This window comes from Streptosporangium sp. NPDC023963 (genome assembly GCF_040639135.1).
In the GTDB taxonomy this organism is placed as follows: Bacteria; Actinomycetota; Actinomycetes; order Streptosporangiales; family Streptosporangiaceae; genus Streptosporangium.
In genome coordinates this window covers 169208-184858 of the sequence record NZ_JBEZZK010000018.1, presented here as the reverse complement: position 1 = coordinate 184858, position 15651 = coordinate 169208, and the positions used below count along the sequence as shown (strand labels likewise).

At 66.9% G+C, this 15651-nt stretch carries 10 protein-coding genes, 1 tRNA gene and 1 pseudogene; 7 read left to right on the top strand and 5 right to left on the bottom strand.

What is annotated here, in order from left to right; translation table 11 throughout:
- Window positions 1-243: 243 nt before the first annotated feature.
- Entirely contained in the window at window positions 244-4233 is a 3990-nt protein-coding gene (gene mobF, locus AB0F88_RS37070; protein WP_362695415.1) for a MobF family relaxase, read from the top strand.
- A gap of 96 nt (window positions 4234-4329) precedes the next feature.
- Here mobF and AB0F88_RS37065 read toward each other — a convergent pair whose 3' ends face one another.
- The 3 genes from AB0F88_RS37065 to AB0F88_RS37055 all read right to left on the bottom strand — a co-directional run bounded on the left by AB0F88_RS37065 (window position 4330) and on the right by AB0F88_RS37055 (window position 9262).
- Complete coding sequence (locus tag AB0F88_RS37065) at window positions 4330-7686, bottom strand: hypothetical protein (RefSeq protein ID WP_362695413.1); 3357 nt, start codon at window positions 7684-7686, stop codon at window positions 4330-4332.
- A complete protein-coding gene (locus AB0F88_RS37060; protein ID WP_362695411.1) occupies window positions 7679-8389 on the bottom strand; it encodes a hypothetical protein in 711 nt (236 codons plus the stop codon). The genes AB0F88_RS37065 and AB0F88_RS37060 overlap by 8 nt, the downstream gene beginning before the upstream one ends.
- A gap of 525 nt (window positions 8390-8914) precedes the next feature.
- Window positions 8915-9262, bottom strand: a complete 348-nt coding sequence (locus tag AB0F88_RS37055) for a GntR family transcriptional regulator (protein ID WP_362695409.1) — start codon at window positions 9260-9262, stop codon at window positions 8915-8917.
- A gap of 698 nt (window positions 9263-9960) precedes the next feature.
- Between AB0F88_RS37055 and AB0F88_RS37050 the strand changes: the two genes are divergently transcribed.
- The 4 genes and pseudogenes from AB0F88_RS37050 to AB0F88_RS37035 form a co-directional block, all read left to right on the top strand.
- Window positions 9961-10359 carry a hypothetical protein gene (locus AB0F88_RS37050; RefSeq protein WP_362695407.1) on the top strand — a complete coding sequence of 133 codons (399 nt, stop codon included), beginning with the start codon at window positions 9961-9963 and terminating at the stop codon, window positions 10357-10359.
- Window positions 10360-11235: a hypothetical protein gene (locus AB0F88_RS37045; RefSeq protein ID WP_362695405.1), complete on the top strand. Its 876-nt coding sequence runs from the start codon at window positions 10360-10362 to the stop codon at window positions 11233-11235. It begins immediately after the preceding gene.
- A 4-nt stretch (window positions 11236-11239) separates the two neighbouring features.
- On the top strand, window positions 11240-11611 hold the full coding sequence (locus AB0F88_RS37040) for a hypothetical protein (RefSeq protein ID WP_362695403.1): 372 nt from the start codon (window positions 11240-11242) through the stop codon (window positions 11609-11611).
- A gap of 5 nt (window positions 11612-11616) precedes the next feature.
- Window positions 11617-12729, top strand: a pseudogene (locus tag AB0F88_RS37035) (recombinase family protein); the annotation flags it as partial.
- A 75-nt stretch (window positions 12730-12804) separates the two neighbouring features.
- On the opposite strand, the gene AB0F88_RS37030 reads toward AB0F88_RS37035, so the two are convergent.
- Together AB0F88_RS37030 and AB0F88_RS37025 are read right to left on the bottom strand one after the other, a co-directional pair.
- Window positions 12805-13209: a hypothetical protein gene (locus AB0F88_RS37030; RefSeq protein WP_362695401.1), complete on the bottom strand. Its 405-nt coding sequence runs from the start codon at window positions 13207-13209 to the stop codon at window positions 12805-12807.
- Between the two features lie 64 nt (window positions 13210-13273).
- A tRNA-Leu gene (locus AB0F88_RS37025) sits at window positions 13274-13359 on the bottom strand.
- A gap of 167 nt (window positions 13360-13526) precedes the next feature.
- On the opposite strand from AB0F88_RS37025, the gene AB0F88_RS37020 reads away from it, so the two are divergent.
- Both AB0F88_RS37020 and AB0F88_RS37015 read left to right on the top strand, forming a co-directional pair.
- Window positions 13527-14834, top strand: coding sequence for a M20/M25/M40 family metallo-hydrolase (locus AB0F88_RS37020; protein ID WP_362695399.1), 1308 nt, complete (start codon window positions 13527-13529; stop codon window positions 14832-14834).
- Between the two features lie 170 nt (window positions 14835-15004).
- Window positions 15005-15565 carry a hypothetical protein gene (locus AB0F88_RS37015; protein WP_362695397.1) on the top strand — a complete coding sequence of 187 codons (561 nt, stop codon included), beginning with the start codon at window positions 15005-15007 and terminating at the stop codon, window positions 15563-15565.
- Window positions 15566-15651 lie beyond the last annotated feature (86 nt).

The window sequence follows — 15651 nt, the reverse complement described above, 5'->3', positions numbered from 1 at the left end:
AGTCACTGACATCGAATCTACGCGCAACAACCTTTAAGCAAGATCTTTAAGAAACCACTATTTCAACGCTGCTATCACTATCTCTGATTACGATGATCTATCTAACATCAACACAATCTGTCATAATTCCTTACAAGATCAATTCAAGACTTAGACCGAAGGTATCTGCGATACATCTTGGGCTGCTCCCGCCATCAGCGGCCCTGCCATCGTCGCTACCTCCACCGTCTGGACGGGGGTCGCATGGCCTGGGTGAACGTGCTCGGTCCCTGCATGGAGCAGGTGGATTATCGATTACGGGAGGGCGCCGGTTGTGGTGTGCCATATGCGGGCGAGCGCGGTCACGACCCGAGCGAGGAACTGGATGGGCAGCTGAGCTACCGGCTGGGCGGTGAGCGCGGGCTGGTGTGGATCGGTGAGGGTCTGCGTGAAGTGGGCATCGTCCCGGGCACTGCGCTGACGGCCGACCAGCACGGCATGGCGCGGGCGTTGATGAACGGTGAGGACCCGATTACCGGCGAGCTGCTGATGAAGGCCAAGTATGTCGTCGATCCACGCGGCAAGCTGCCTGCGGCGCCGCTTGGGGAGGCGCTGGAGGCTACCGCAGCCAAACGCGGTACCACTGTGGAGGGCCTGTTGGCCGCCCGCCCGGCGATGGTCAAGCGGGCGGCTCAGATGGCACGCGGTATCGCTCGGCAAGGCGAGGCGCACCTGGTGCGCATCGATGATCTGGAACAGTTGGCCTTCGCCGCCGGTGTCGACCTGGCAGAGGTGTACGAGCGAGAAGAATTGGCGCACGCGCGTAAGTGGCGCGATGCACGGGTTCGCATCGGCAACCGCGGCTATGACCTGACTCTTGACGTGACCAAGAGCGTGTCGGTGCTGATCGGGCTGGCCGACCCCAGCTTCGCGGCGGCACTGGAAGGCGTCGCCGCTGAAGCGGTGTTCGAGACGGTCTCGGCGGTTGAGCAGTGGGTGGGCTACGGTCAGCGAGGTCACCAGGGCGACGGCCGGTTGGCTGAGCAGATGGGCACGAGCGGGTTACTCGGCTGGGTGATGACGCACCGAACTGCACGTCCGGTGGGGTCGTCGGCGCCGGATCCGCACTGGCATGCGCACGTGGTGATCGTGAACGCAGCGCGCGGGTTGGATGGGAAATGGTCGGCGGTCGCGTCCGGAGGACGGGACTTATACCGGCACGCGCACGCCGCCGACGCCTTCTTCAAGGCGCGAGTGCGCCGAGTAGCGATTGAGCGCTACGGCATCGCCTGGATCCGGAATCCGGAGACCGGAGAGTGGGAGATCGCGGCCATCCCAGCCGCGGTGCGGACGTTGTTCTCCAAGCGTGACGGCCAGGTGAAGCAGGTACTGACCAAACTCGGCTTCGCCGCTGGAGAGGCCTCTCGACGGGCCAAGAAGGTGGCCTCGGTCGAAAGTCGCCAGCACAGAACCGACCCCGGGCAAGCCGAGTTACGCGCCGACTGGCACAACCAGCTCGAAGCGGCCGGCGTGGACCCGGTCGCGCTGGTCGCAGCCTGCCGTAGTGGCGCACCGTTGCCAGTGCGGCCTTCTCCGGCGGAGATCGCGGCGTGGATCTGGCGGACGGAGGGCGGGTTGACTGCGCATCGTAAGGAGGTGTCCCGGGCCGCTGTGCTGGCTGCGGTCCTGGACGCGCTCCCCGACGGGGTGGCGGATCTGGCCGAGGCCGAGACGCTGGCCGATGAGGTGCTGGCGCTGGCTCCAGCGGTGCGGCTGAGTGATGCCGGGGCGCGTCATATGGCCAATTCCGCTCGCTACACCAGCACCGACATCCTTGCCGCCGAACAGGCCCTGCTGGCCATCGTGCGCCGACGCTACAACGGCGGCGTGGCCGTGTTGGACGCTGATGCCGTCCGCCTGGCCCTGGACACCTTCCAGGTCGGCCACCAGATGGCCTTCACCGGCGAGCAACGAGCTGTGCTGGAACGCGTTCTGCGCGCCGGGCACGGGGTGGAGGCGATCATCGGTGTGCCCGGCGCGGGCAAGACCACGTTGATGGCCGCCGCTCGCGCCGCCTACGAGAGCCGGGGCCTGGTAGTCCGGGGCGCGGCCACCGCAGCGGTCGCCGCCGCTACCCTGCGCGCCGAATCCGGCATCGGCACTGACACGATCGCCACCTGGCTGCTGCGCATCCAGCGCGGGCGAGGGTTGGCCGGGGTAGACGCGCTGGTGGTCGACGAAGCCGCCATGGTCGACGACCGCCAGTTGGCCACTCTCCTGGACGACGCTGAACGGCACGGCACCAAGGTGGTGCTCCTCGGGGACCCCAAGCAACTGCGCGCGATCGGCGTGGGCGGTGGATTCGCCGCCATCCACCGCCAAGTCGACGGGCTGGTGCTGCGGCAGAACCGCCGCCAGCGCGACCCCCTCGAACGCCAAGCCCTGGAGTTGTTCCGAGCTGGCCAACGCCGCCAAGCCCTGCACACCTGGGCCTCAGGCGGCCACGTACACGCCGAGGCAGGCGCCGACGACACGATGGCCCGGCTGATCGCCGACTGGGCCGGTGCCCGGCAACCGTACCGGGGCGTCGAAGGGCCGGGCGTGCATGACGAACTGGCCGACCTGCTGGTGCTGGCGGGAACGAACGAAGCTGCCAACCGGCTCAACCTGGCCGCCCGAGCGATCCGCCGCGAACTGGGCGAGCTGCCTGGCCCTGAACGCCTCTACCACCTGGCCGGCGGCTCAAGCATCGCCCTGGCCGTCGGGGACCACGTACGGGTACGCAAGAACGACTACCGCGCCCGCCGCGGCGAAGGCTCGGTGGACGTTCTCAACGGCTACCGCGGCCATGTCACCGCCATCGACAGCAGGCGGGGCGTACAGGTCGAATGGCGTCAGGTCGGGCTGGATGGAGCCGCACTGGTACGTGAATGGGTCAGCCCTGCCTACATCGCGGCTGGTGGTCTGTCGTACGGCACCGTGATGACCGTGGCTTCCGCTCAAGGCCTGACCGGTCGAAACACGTTCGTCTACGGTTTGGGCCTGGACCCGAACAGCGCGTACACGGCCCTGAGCCGCGATCGGCACAGTGCCCACCTGTACCTACCTCTTGAGCTCCTGGAAAGCGACGCTGACCGGCTCCGCCACGGCCCAACCCGCGGCCCGGCCGACGAACTGCAGCGCGCCCTGGCCGCCTACGCCACGGCCCTCTACGGCGACCGCGCCGACCAACTTTTGACTCCCGAACCCGAACCCATTGCCCACCAGACACGCCTCATCCCGCCTGTCCAAGCAGACGCGTCTCCATACGCCGAGTTCGAGCGCGCCCAAGCCGAGGTGCAGGCCGCCGATCGCGCGGCTCGCATCACCGTGCAGCGCGCCCGCGTTCTGCAGTCCCTCACCAACTCTCCCTACGGCGTCGGGTTGGCCGCCGACGCCGAGCTGAGTCACCGCATGAGCCGACTCGGGAGACAACTCGACACGACGCTTGCCAAGGCCGGAGCCGCCGAACAGATCGCTCAGCGCCTGGCCGCTGAGGGCGGAGGCCTAAACGAACGCGGCCTGCTGGCCGAGCGCGCCGACATCGAGGAGCAGACCAGCCGGATTGAGACGGCCGAGGCTGCCGCCCTCCAGCTCCAGCAGGCGCGCCAGGCGGTCACCGAGGGCCGCCAGCGTCTGACTGAGCTGCGCCGGCAAGAGCATGCCGTCAAGGACGAACTGGCCAGGCTGCGCCCGTGGCAGCGAGGCCGCCGCCGAGACCTGACAGCCGAGCTTATCGACCTACACGAAAGCGAGGAGCGCGTAACCCAGCACCTCGCGCCGATCCGTGCCCGCGGCCCGGTCTTGGAAGAGTCCGCTCGCCAGACCGCCGCACAGGTCCCGCCGGTTGGCACCTGGCCGCACCTGCGCCGCCGCCACGCCGAACTGTCGCACTCCTTTGACATCAGCCTGCAGGCTGCCCGAGACAGCGACGTCGACGTTGTCAAGATGCGCGCTCAAGGGCTTCGTCAAGCTCATAAGGCCGCTCAGCAGGAACTCACTACGATCCAACGCGAGATCATGCGCCGCGCCGACCTGTCACCTGACCAGCGCGATCTCGAACGAGCCGTCCGAGCCGAACAGGCCACAGCAAAGCGGCCGGGTGCTCAGCCGCCCCACAGCCGCATCGACCAGCGTGGCCCCTCTCAGGCATACCAGCCACCGACCGATCGCATCCGCAGCGACCTTCGCCGTGGACATGGCTTCATTGTGTGAGACAAAAGAAGATCCGCATTCCCCCGTCGATGAGGCGTTGACAGAGCCGTGAGGAGGTTCGAAAGGAATCCACCGGTCATCCCGTCCGGAAGCGGCTCACCATGCATTAGCGATCTGGCCATCGGCCTCCAGCCCGAACCGCAGCAGGTCCTCCCATCGACCACTCGCCCCGGCCTGCATCCGCATCCGTGCCAGGCGCCACAGTGCGGAGGTGTCGCCAACGTCGGCGGCCGCGAAGGCTAGCCGCTCCGCACTCTCCGTATCCCCGGCCTGCATCCGCATCCGTGCCAGGCGCCACAGTGCGGAGGTGTCGCCAACGCCGATGGCCGCGAAGGCTAGCCGCTCCGCACCCTTCCCATCCCCGGCCTCTTCCCGCATTTCCGCCAGGCGCCACAGTGCGGAGGTGTCGCCAACGCCGATGGCCGCGAAGGCTAGCCGCTCCGCACCCTCCGCATCCCCGGCCTCTTCCCGCATTTCCGCCAGGCGCCACAGTGCGGAGGTGTCGCCAACGCCGGCGGCCGCGAAGGCTAGCCGCTCCGCACCCTCCGCATCCCCGGCCTCTTCCCGCATCCCCGCCAAGTTCCATAAAGCGGAGGGGTCGCCAGCGTTGGCAGCCGCCCAGGCTAGCCGCTCCGCGGCCTCCCTATCACCAGCCCGCTCCCGCATCCCCGCCAGGCGCCACAAGGCGAAGCTATCGCCGACGTCAATGGCCGCGCGATACAACCGCTCCGCACCTTCCTCATCACCAGCCTGATCCCGTGTCACCGCCAGGCGCCACAAGGTGAAGGTGTCACTAGCGTCAACGGCCACGCGATACAACCGCTTCGCCCCCTGCCCATCATCCCGCTCCCGTATCCTCTCCAAGCTCCGTAAAGCGGAGGGATCGGTGGCCGCGAAGGCTAGCCGCTCCGCACCCTCCGCATCCCCGGCCTCTTCCCGCATTTCCACCAGGCGCCGCAGGACGGCGGGGGCGCCAGCGTCAGCGGCCGCCCAGGCTAACCGCTCCGCACCCTCCCTATCACCAGCCCGCTCCCGCATCCCCGCCAGGTCCGACAGCGCGGAGGGGGCGCCGGCGTCAGCGGCCGCCCAGGCTAGCCGCTCCGCACCCACCTCATCACCAGCTCGCTCCCGTATCCGCGCTAAACGCCACAGGGCGAAGGGGTCGCCGACGTCGGCGGCCGCGCGATACAACCGCTCAGCACCTTCCCCATCGCCAGTCTTTTCCCGTATCCCCGCCAGGCTCCGTAGGGCGGAGGTGTCGCCGGCGTCGGCGGCTTCGCAGGCCAACCGCTCAGCGCCTTCCCCATCGCCAGTCTTTTCCCGCATCCCCGCCAGGCTCCGTAGGGCGGAGGTGTCGCCGGCGTTGGCGGCCGCTCGGGCCAACCTCTCAGCCCCCTCCCCATCACCAGCCCGCTCCCGTATTTCCACCAGGCTCAATAGCGTGGAGGTGTCGCCAGCGTCAGCGGCCTCACGGGCCAGCTGCTCCGCGCCCTCCTCATCACCAGTCTTTTCCCGTATCCCCGCCAGGTCCGACAGCGCGGAGGTGTCGCCGACGTCGGCGGCCGCGCGATACAACCGCTCCGCACCCTCCCCATCACCAACTTCCTCCCGCATCTTCGCCAGGCGCCATAGTGCGGAGGTGTCGCCAGCGTCAGCGGCCTCACGGGCCAACCTCTCAGCCCCCTCCCCATCACCAGCCCGCTCCCGCATCCGCGCTAAACGCCACAAGGCGAAGGGGGCGCCGGCGTCGGCGGCCGCGCGATACAACCGCTCAGCACCTTCCCCGTCACCAGCCCCCTCCCACTCCCCTGCCAGGTATAGGAGTTCGGAGGTGTCGCCGAGGTCAGCGGCCTCACGGGCCAGCCGCTCAGCCTTCTTCGCATCACCAGCCCATTCCCGCATCCGCGCCAGGCTCCGTAGGGCGGAGGTGTCGCCGGCGTTGGCGGCCGCTCGGGCCAACCTCTCAGCCCCCTCCCCATCACCAGCCCGCTCCCGTATTTCCACCAGGCTCAATAGCGTGGAGGTGTCGCCAGCGTCAGCGGCCTCACGGGCCAGCTGCTCCGCGCCCTCCCCGTCCCCGGCCTGTTCCCGCATTTCCGCCAGGATCTGCAGGGCGGAGGTGGAGCCGGCCTCAGCGGCGGTCCGCCAAAGGGTGAAGGCGTGGCGGTAGCGGCCCCGGTTGTATGCGGTCTGCGCGAGCGCGGCGTGATCGCCGGTGGTGGCGGCGTGGTAGGTAGCGGCATCCCAGAACCCGGCCGGTGGGCACAGCAGGCGACGCGTTCGGGTGCCGTGTTGTTCGAGATAGTCGGCCAGTCGATACGCCAGCTCCCCCTCCCGCTGCCCCAGCGAGGCTGAGGAGGAAACGTGCCGGGTTCTGATGCGTGTCAGCGGGGCGCGCGCGCCCCTGCACGGCAACGGGTCGGCAAGGTAGGTGAACGCCCGCTCCAGCCAGTCATCGGCCAGAAGGTCCCATTGCTCGTCGCTGAGGTAGTCGGCAGCGGCCTTCTCCAGCAGCAGCCGCGGCAACGCGGGGCCGTGGCCTAGGCGGCGGGCATCCATCGCCACATGCACGAGTGCTCGGGCTGCGACCGACGCGCCGTCATAACGTTCGATCAGGGCAGGCCCGCCGGCCAGGTACTGAGTCAACGCCCCGGCCTGGGCTTGGCCCAATGCCTCGGCCAGGCGTGGATCTCCCTGCGCGCTTGCGCGAGCGGCTTGCAGATCGGGGCCAGTGAAGCTCTCCGGTATGCGGAGGCCTGTGCCTTTGAGGAGGTCGCGGGCTTGGGCGTGCGGATCGGGATCACCGGGTTTGGGAACGCCGGTGAGTAGATCCCAGTAGTCAGGCCACAACGTGCCCAGCACCAGCGCCGGCCCCCGCCCGGGAGCGGCCAGTAGTTCACGCAGCGCGGCGGCGACCCGCTCACCCGTGGTGCTGGTGGGGGTACGCAGGTAGTGCTGGGCTTCGTTCAGCCACACCACCGTATGAGAGCCAATGTTTCCCAGCTCGGCCAGGGCGGCCTCAGGTCGGTCCGGGCGTAGCGGATGCCACAACCGCCACGGTGACGGCAGATGACGCACGGCCTCCCAGCAGGCTCGTGTCTTACCCGTGGAGGATCCGCCGACCAGTAACCGCATCCGCACATCACCGTGCTCACACACCTGCGCGACCATGTCAGCCAGAGCCTCATCATGAGCGCGGGGAATATAGGCGGGCAGGGCGTCGAGGCCGGCAGCGGCCGCCCCGGCGTCGATCGCCGGATGCACCTCCAGGTCCAACGCCCGCACCTGCCCGATCAGCCATCCAGGCTTCCCCGCAACAGCTTGAGCAGGCTGTGCCGGGGGAGGGTAGTGGTGGTGGTATTCGTAGCGGACTCCGGTGACCTCGCCATGGATGTCGTTGCCGTGGAATTCGGTGTGATCACCGCGGTAGTGCTCGCCTTCATGTTCACTCATCGGGCGTCTTGTCCGGCTGCATGGGGGGTGGGGTGACCGTCTTACCAGTGACCGGCCCGTGGATGGTGTTGTGGTGGACCTCGATGTGGTCCCCGCCGTAGCTGCGAGACGCTGTCGGCATGACGGGCTCCGCAGACGAGCGCGATGACGCCGCCGCAGATGGAATGGAAGGCAACGGCGAGGTCGTAGACGATGATCGGGGCGGAGAACCCTCAGCCGTCTGCTCCGGCGTTTCACTCCGATTTACTGCTTCGCCCCGGGCCGACAGGGCGAGGGGGGTGGTAGGGATTGTCGCAGCCTCGGCACGCTGGGCGGGGGCGTGGTCCTGGCGGAGCTGCGACAGAAGTGCGGCCGCTGAGATAGGTAATCCGATCACCGCGATGAACATGCTGATCACGCTGGAGCGTTTGTCCAACACTTCCAGCACCGGTCCAGGCAGGCTCAGCGGATCGGCGAAGAACCCGACCAGACCTGCTCCCAGCACAACGGTCAACACCACGATGACCGCGATCACCACCATCCGGCGCGTCGAACGTATGCGACGGCCGCCGCCAGGCAGAGAGGGAGATGAGGGGAGTGTCGGCATCTTTCCAGGGTGACGCCACACCTGCGCACAAAACGGGGAAGTGATCCAGGAGTTATCTACCGTGTGATGCGCCGTTTCGACCTGGCCGCCGACGAGATTCCACAAGAGATCGTCCACGGGAACATCCATGGACGATCGCCTGCATGCACCGACGCGCAGACGCGCGAACGATGTGGACAACGTGGACGTGGACGACGGCCCCCAGCCCGCACAGCGCACGGCCGATTATCACTGAGGGGCTGAGATCATTCCGGACAGAGTTGATGTTCTGTCCTATGTGCCCGCCGCCGTTGCCCCTTTCCGCTTTACTTGGTCTGCCCCCTCACTGCTTTTCGCGAGCTTTGGGGAAGACGCAAACCAGCCGGAACCGTCAAAAACGATCTTTTTTTAACGGCGGGCCAGAATCGCGGCCGCTCGAATCTTCCTCACAGGCCGATGATGGCCTGCGCGAAGCCACACCTCCAGGTAGTCGTCCCTCGCTTCGCTCGGGCCGCTCCACCTGGACCTGTGGCTTCGCGGCGGCCGATTCGGCTGCTACTGAGGAAGAGCCCGGAGCCCCGAGAGGTAGGAACCTCGAAGGTGCGTGGCATTGCAAGCGCGACGTTCTGAAGGGATGGAGCTCGAAGGGGCGCGTGGAGGGGGTCAGCGGCCTTCGAGGTGTTTCACGCGAGACTCCAGACCTTCTACGCGTTTGGCCAGCCGGCGCACCTCGGTCATCGCCTGCTGAAGTTCGGAGGACGGCTCCTTCTGGTCAGGAGTCTTGACCACGTATGTGCCGCGCGTCGATTGCGTGCTGATCAGGCCATCGTGCGCGAGTTCGTTCAAGGCTCGACGAACCGTCTCGACGGCCACGCCGTAGCGTTGGGCCAACTGTCGCCGCGCCGGAAGCCGCTCGCCGAGCTTGAGTCGACCTGCCGACACCTCTTGACGCAGGTCGTCTGCGATCTGCAGGTAGGCAGGCTGAGGATCGCTGAAATCAGGCACGGACACAACACCAAGGCTAAGCCCTTCAGCTGTACTAGGAAAGCATAGTTGAGCTATGCCTAGCTTGAACTAGTACAGTAATATATATCTAGACCAATCTGATCGCCAGGCCAGGAGGAAAGGTGAGAGCGATCGCCACGAGCTGATGGCTCCGGCCAGGTGCGATGTCGGCCGTGCTTTGGACCACTAGCCGGATGGATGTGCGCGCATGGCACACCAGCGGTGCGGCGTGAAGGTGATGAGAGCGGCAGGGGGATCGCGAGGCGCTGGAGCGCGAGGCGAATCTTCTGACTTTTTGGAGTCAAGACGAGCAAAGTGATTTGTGTCATCATGGCACATACGTCTGATACGTACGTGATTCCTGGAACACGAGGGGGTGAGGCGTCTGGGAGATCACCAGCAGCTGGGAAACGGACAACTGCGCATGTCGGCGTAGCTGAACAGCTCCCGCCAAATCATGAAGTTGGCCCTCTGCAAGTCCACTACAGGAGGACCCGGCGCCCGCATTGCTTGGAGGCTGGCCGGCGCCGGGCCTTCCGTCAGACCCACTCGAAGGGAGTAGGTCATGTTCAGCATCCCATCGATCGCGAGCACGGACACCCTAGGGGTGCCTCAAGGGCTCATGCGTTGGCTGCTGACTCTCGTCACCACTCTGACGGGGCGCGGGCATCTTGACAAGATCTCAGCGATCGGAGTCAACGTCGATGGCTGAGACCGTCTGGCTGTCGTCAGATGGCCCCCATGGTGACGACTACACCAGCGAGGTCGCCGCAGCCGTATCCGAGGCTGTCCGCGTCCTCAACCACGCCACGCTCTCCCATGTCGGCGTCACCTATCCGTCCACCGTGTACGACGTCCTCGGCCGTATCGGCATTTCGACAGCCGGGCTTGACCAACTGCTGGGGCAACTCGGCGAGGCGTTGCGGCGCATGCAGGAATCCGGGCAACTGGGGGACGACCATGGTGACCCCGGCGAGCGTCTTGACAAGGCTCTGTCAGAACTCACGGCAGCCCGGAAGACAGCCCGTGACCTCGCGCTCCGAATCGACCGTGCCTTCAACACCACGGCCGGTCTGTATCTGACGGACAGAGGCAGGCACTAGATGAAACGGGAAGGGCTGTATTTCGACGACCGATTCCCGACTCAGAGGCAGGTAGCAGGCCTGTCGGACGCCGCATTCCGTATACATTTCACAGCGATCTTCTGGTGTGCCCGCAACCTGACCGAAGGTGCGGTACTCCAGGAAGACCTGATCGACGTGTGTCCGCGAGTGCGAAAGCCGCTGCGCTTCATCGCCGAACTCGTGTCCCGGGGTACCTGGCATCTGCCTGGCGAAGAGTGTTCCTCCGATCTCTGCCCGGCGCCTGTGGCGAAGGGGTGGGTGGTCCATGACTTCTTCGCATTCGTGCCCGCTAAGGAGCGGGTGGAGAAAGAGCGAAAGGCCAACGCCGAGCGGCAGAAAAGATGGCGAGACAGGCGACGCAACCGAACCGAGCCACACGCCGTCGACGGTGGCGTTGGTAACGCCAAACGTAACGCGTTACTAACGCCACGCAGTTCCGTCCAGTCCCCGAAGGGGACTAGGACGGAAGAAGATGAAGACAATCAGTCGTCTTCTCGTCGTAACGCGCGTGCCTGGGCGAACGACGACGACTCCGTCGATCGCGGTATCGTCCAGCTCCTGGCTGAGTTGACCGGCCGCGAGATCCGCCTCCTCGACGCGGCCGCGATCCGCCACACGATCCTCGATGGCCGGTCCGTCAAGCATCGAAGTCGCTACGTGGCCAAGGCAATCGAGCGAGACCCCGACAAGTTCCTGCCTGCGGTCGAGGGCATCGAGCCCAGCCCGTCGCTGAGGATCACCCCAGATTGGTGCGGTTACTGCGACGAGCGCACCCGGCAGATGGAACTTAGCGACAACACTGTGGCGCGCTGCCCAGCGTGCCACCCACTTGCAGCTGAGAAACCTGCGTCATGACCAGATGCAAAGCACCATCTTGCTTGAGAAAGCACCGCAGGCAGCCTGCGCTTTCGATGTCACAGAAACATCCGACCCGCCGCCCTGCCGAGGTGCCGGCCGCAACGTGCGGATCTACGCCAAGGTACGGCGGCAAAACGGCCCCGACTCCAGTACCGCCAAGCACGTCGCCGGGGCCGTACCCCTACCCGCCAGCAACGAACGCATAGGAGCGCCTCTCATCATGACCACATCCACCACTCGTAAACAGCGGACTCCGCACATCGTCTTACCGAGTGGACCGCCCCGCCTGACGCCCAGCGCCGCCACGGAACTGCTCGCCATTCTGCTGGAGGCTCACCAAACCATGATCGTCAACCGCCCCAACGTCGCATAGGACCCATGAACACCATCCGCTTCGCCTTCTACGGCCGAGTCTCCACCGAGGACAAGCAGGATCCCCAGTCCTCGCGAGGCTGGCAGATCACCCGCTCCCGCGCGCTCATCGAGTCGCGCGGGGGCGTGATCGTCACCGAGTTCTTCGACGTCGACAAGTCCCGCTCGATCCCCTGGCAGCGCCGCCCGCACGCGGCGGCGCTGCTCGCCGAATTACGCAACCCCGACCGCGGCTTCGACGCGGTGGTGATCGGCGAGCCGCAACGAGCCTTCTACGGCAACCAGTACGGCCTGACCTTTCCCGTCTTCGAGCACTTCAGGGTTCCGCTCTGGGTGCCCGAGGTGGGTGGTCCGATCGACCCGAACAACGAGGCTCATGACCTGGTCATGAGCGTGTTCGGCGGTATGAGCAAAGGCGAGCGCAATCGCATCAAGATCCGCGTGCGCAGCGCCATGTCAGCCCAAGCCCAGATGGAAGGCCGCTTTCTGGGAGGTCGGCCGCCTTATGGCTACCGGCTGGCCGACGCGGGCCCACACCCCAACCCGGCCAAGGCGGCCGCCGGCAAGCGTGCTCACCGGCTGGAGCTTGATCCCGTCGCCGCACCCGTGGTGGAAGAGATCTTCGCGGTCTTTCTCGACGGCTACGGCCTGTTCGCCATTGCCGAGAGACTGACCCGCAACGGGATTTCCAGCCCATCAGCTCACGATCCGGGCCGGAACCGTCACCGCTCCGGCATCGCCTGGTCCAAGAGCGCGGTGCGCGCCATCTTGACCAATCCCCGCTACACCGGCCACCAAGTGTGGAACCGCCAGCGCAAGGACGAGGTCCTCATCGATGTGGACGATGTCGGCCTGGGCCACACCACGAAGCTCAGGTGGAACTCCAAACAGGACTGGGTCTGGTCGAAGACAGTCGTTCACCCGCCGATCGTGTCCACGGAGGACTTCGACGCCGTGCAGATGACACTGACGGGGCGAGGCGATCGCCACACCGCCAAGACCCGCAAGCGCACCCCCAAGCCGTACCAGCTCCGAGGGCTGCTGTACTGCGGTGTCTGCGACCGCAGAATGCAGGGCCAATGGGTCAACGACGCGGCCTACTACCGCTGCCGCTTCCCGGAGGAGTACGCCCTGGCCAACCACCTCATGCATCCCCGCAACGTCTACCTACGAGAGGACCGCGTCGTCCCGCGACTAGACCGCTGGCTCGGCCGGTTGTTCGCGCCCCACAACGTTGATCAGACTCTCGACGTCTTGGCGGCCGCACAGGATGTGACACCGCCCGAGGCCCAAGCACTCGCTGTGGCACGCCGCCAGATCACCGAGTGCGACCGCAAGCTCGCCCAGCATCGGGCTGCCCTTGAGGCGGGCGCCGACCCGGCGCTCGTCGCCGGATGGATCCAGGAAGAGCTTGTCCGCAAGACCGCGGCCGAGCAACGCCTCGGCCGCGCGCACGTACTGCCTCAGAGGCGGATGGGGCGTGATGAGCTGGCGGAGATCACGCACAGGCTTGGAGACATGGTGCGAGTTCTCTCGAATGCCGACCCGATCCGGAAGGCCAAGATCTACGCGAACATCGGACTGCGGCTGATCTACCACCCGTCAAAACAGAAAGTCCTGGTCACGTCTGCACGTGACCAGGACCCCATAGGCGACCGGTTTGTGTCCGAGGGGGGACTTGAACCCCCATGCCCCGCAAAGGGCACTAGCACCTCAAGCTAGCGCGTCTGCCTATTCCGCCACCCGGACGTGGTGCCTGCACGTGGGACCGTCATCCCGCGTCGGCGGACTTAGGTTAGCAAACTCTTGAGCCGGCGTCATATCGGTAAGAGGGCGGGCAAGGGCGAGGTGCCGGGAAGGGGGGTCCGGCGGCAGGATGGGAGGTGGAAGCCGTACCGAACCCCAAGGAGTCCCACATGACGGCACTCAACGCTGAGGACGAGGTCGTCGGGCTGTGCCGCGACCTGATCCGGATCGACTCGACCAACGCGGGCGACAACTCGGGGCCCGGTGAGCGGGCCGCCGCCGAGTACGTGGCCGAGAAGCTGGCCGAGGTCGGGCTGGAGCCGAAGATCCTGGAGTCGGACAGCCGCCGTGCCAACGTGATCGCCCGCATCGCGGGGGAGGACTCCTCCCGTGACGCCCTGCTGCTCCACGGGCACCTGGACGTCGTCCCCTTCAACGCGGACGACTGGACCCGGCACCCGCTCAGCGGCGAGATCGCCGACGGCTGCGTCTGGGGACGCGGCGCGGTCGACATGAAGAACATGGACGCGATGATCCTCGCGGTCGTACGGCAGCGGCTCAGCGAGGGCCGCCGCCCGCCGAGGGACGTGGTGCTGGCGTTCACCGCCGACGAGGAGGCGGGCGGCACGTACGGCGCGCAGTGGCTGGCCGACGAGCACAAGGACCTGTTCGACGGATGCTCCGAGGCGATCGGCGAGGTGGGCGGGTTCAGCGTCTCCATCGACGAGGCGCGCAGGCTCTACCTGATCGAGGCCGCCGAGAAGGGCATCGCCTGGATGCGCCTGACCGCCACCGGCAGGGCCGGGCACGGCTCGATGCTCAACGCCGAGAACGCGGTCACCGAGCTGGCCGAGGCGGTCGGCCGCATCGGGCGCTACGAGTGGCCGGTCCGGATGACGCGGACGGTCAGGACGTTCCTTGAGGAGACCTCCAGGGCCCTGGAGCTGGAACTCGACCTGGACGACGCCGAGAAGACCGTCGCCAAGCTGGGGCCGCTCGCCAGGATGATCGGCGCCACGCTGCGCAACACCGCCAACCCCACGATGCTGGAGGCGGGTTACAAGGCCAACGTGATCCCCCAGGCCGCGACCGCGCACGTGGACGGCCGCTTCCTGCCGGGGTACGAGGACGAGTTCTTCGAGACGCTCGACGGGCTGCTCGGCCCCAACGTGACCAGGGAGTTCGTCTACCACGACATCGCCGTCGAGACCGGCTTCGACGGGCCGCTGGTGCGCGCGATGGCCGACGCCCTCGTCGCCGAGGACCCGGGCGCGCTGGCCGTGCCGTACACGCTGTCGGGGGGCACGGACCTCAAGGCGTTCAGCAGGCTGGGCATCCGGGGGTTCGGGTTCGCGCCGCTGAGGCTGCCTGCGGACCTGGACTTCTCCGGGATGTTCCATGGCATCGACGAGAGGGTTCCGGTGGATTCGCTCCAGTTCGGGGTCCGGGTCCTTGACCGTTTCCTGGACGGCTGCTGAGTCGTTCCCGGGAAATCCGTTGCGTTAACTCGATGTGGTGCTAGCGTAACTCTCCGTTGAGGGATGGCTCGTGTCCAAACGGGCCCGTCCAGGAGCTTTGGGGAGGTCACGTGGCACGTGTGCCGCACGGACAGTGGAGGGCGTCCTCGCCCGCTGTCCGACGCGCGCCCGTGGCCCTTCCCGTCGACGACACGATCCCCGACCGGGCTGACCGGATGGCGCGGTTCGCGGCCGGCACTCGGCGGGGCGTCGGGCAAGCCCTCGCTATCGGCGGTCTCCTGGCCGCCGCATGGCTGCTCGCGGTCGTCTTCGGGCTCCTCGGCGCCGCTCCCGCGATCGCGGACACCACCGCGACGACAGGAGAGGCCGGCTCCCAGACCCCTCACACAGCCGCTTCCGGATCGGCTTCCAGAGCCGATGTCTTCCCCACGGTCAGCGGCGGGCTGTCGGCGACGCACAACGCCGAAGCCATGGCGGGGCGAGGTGTGGACGGGCTCACCAGCCAGTCCAAGCCGGGGTTCCCGGCCCCCGCCACCGTCGAACACGGCTCTGGCGCCAATGGATTCGTGCCCCAGAGCAGTGGTGGATCCGGCCTCCCAGGACCGGGTCCGGGGGATGTCGCGTGGTTCGCCTACGACCCGCGGCAGATGACGCAGCGTGTCCCGCCGGCGTTCGTGCTCCCCCCGGTCGTCCGCACAGCGGCGGACGACCCTTCTTTCTCTCCTGACTGATCTCGTCTCGCGGACCGGCCCATCCCCTCTCGGGTGATCCGCCGGTCGCGGAGCCTGCCTTCATCCTCCGTCCCCAGGAGAACCGC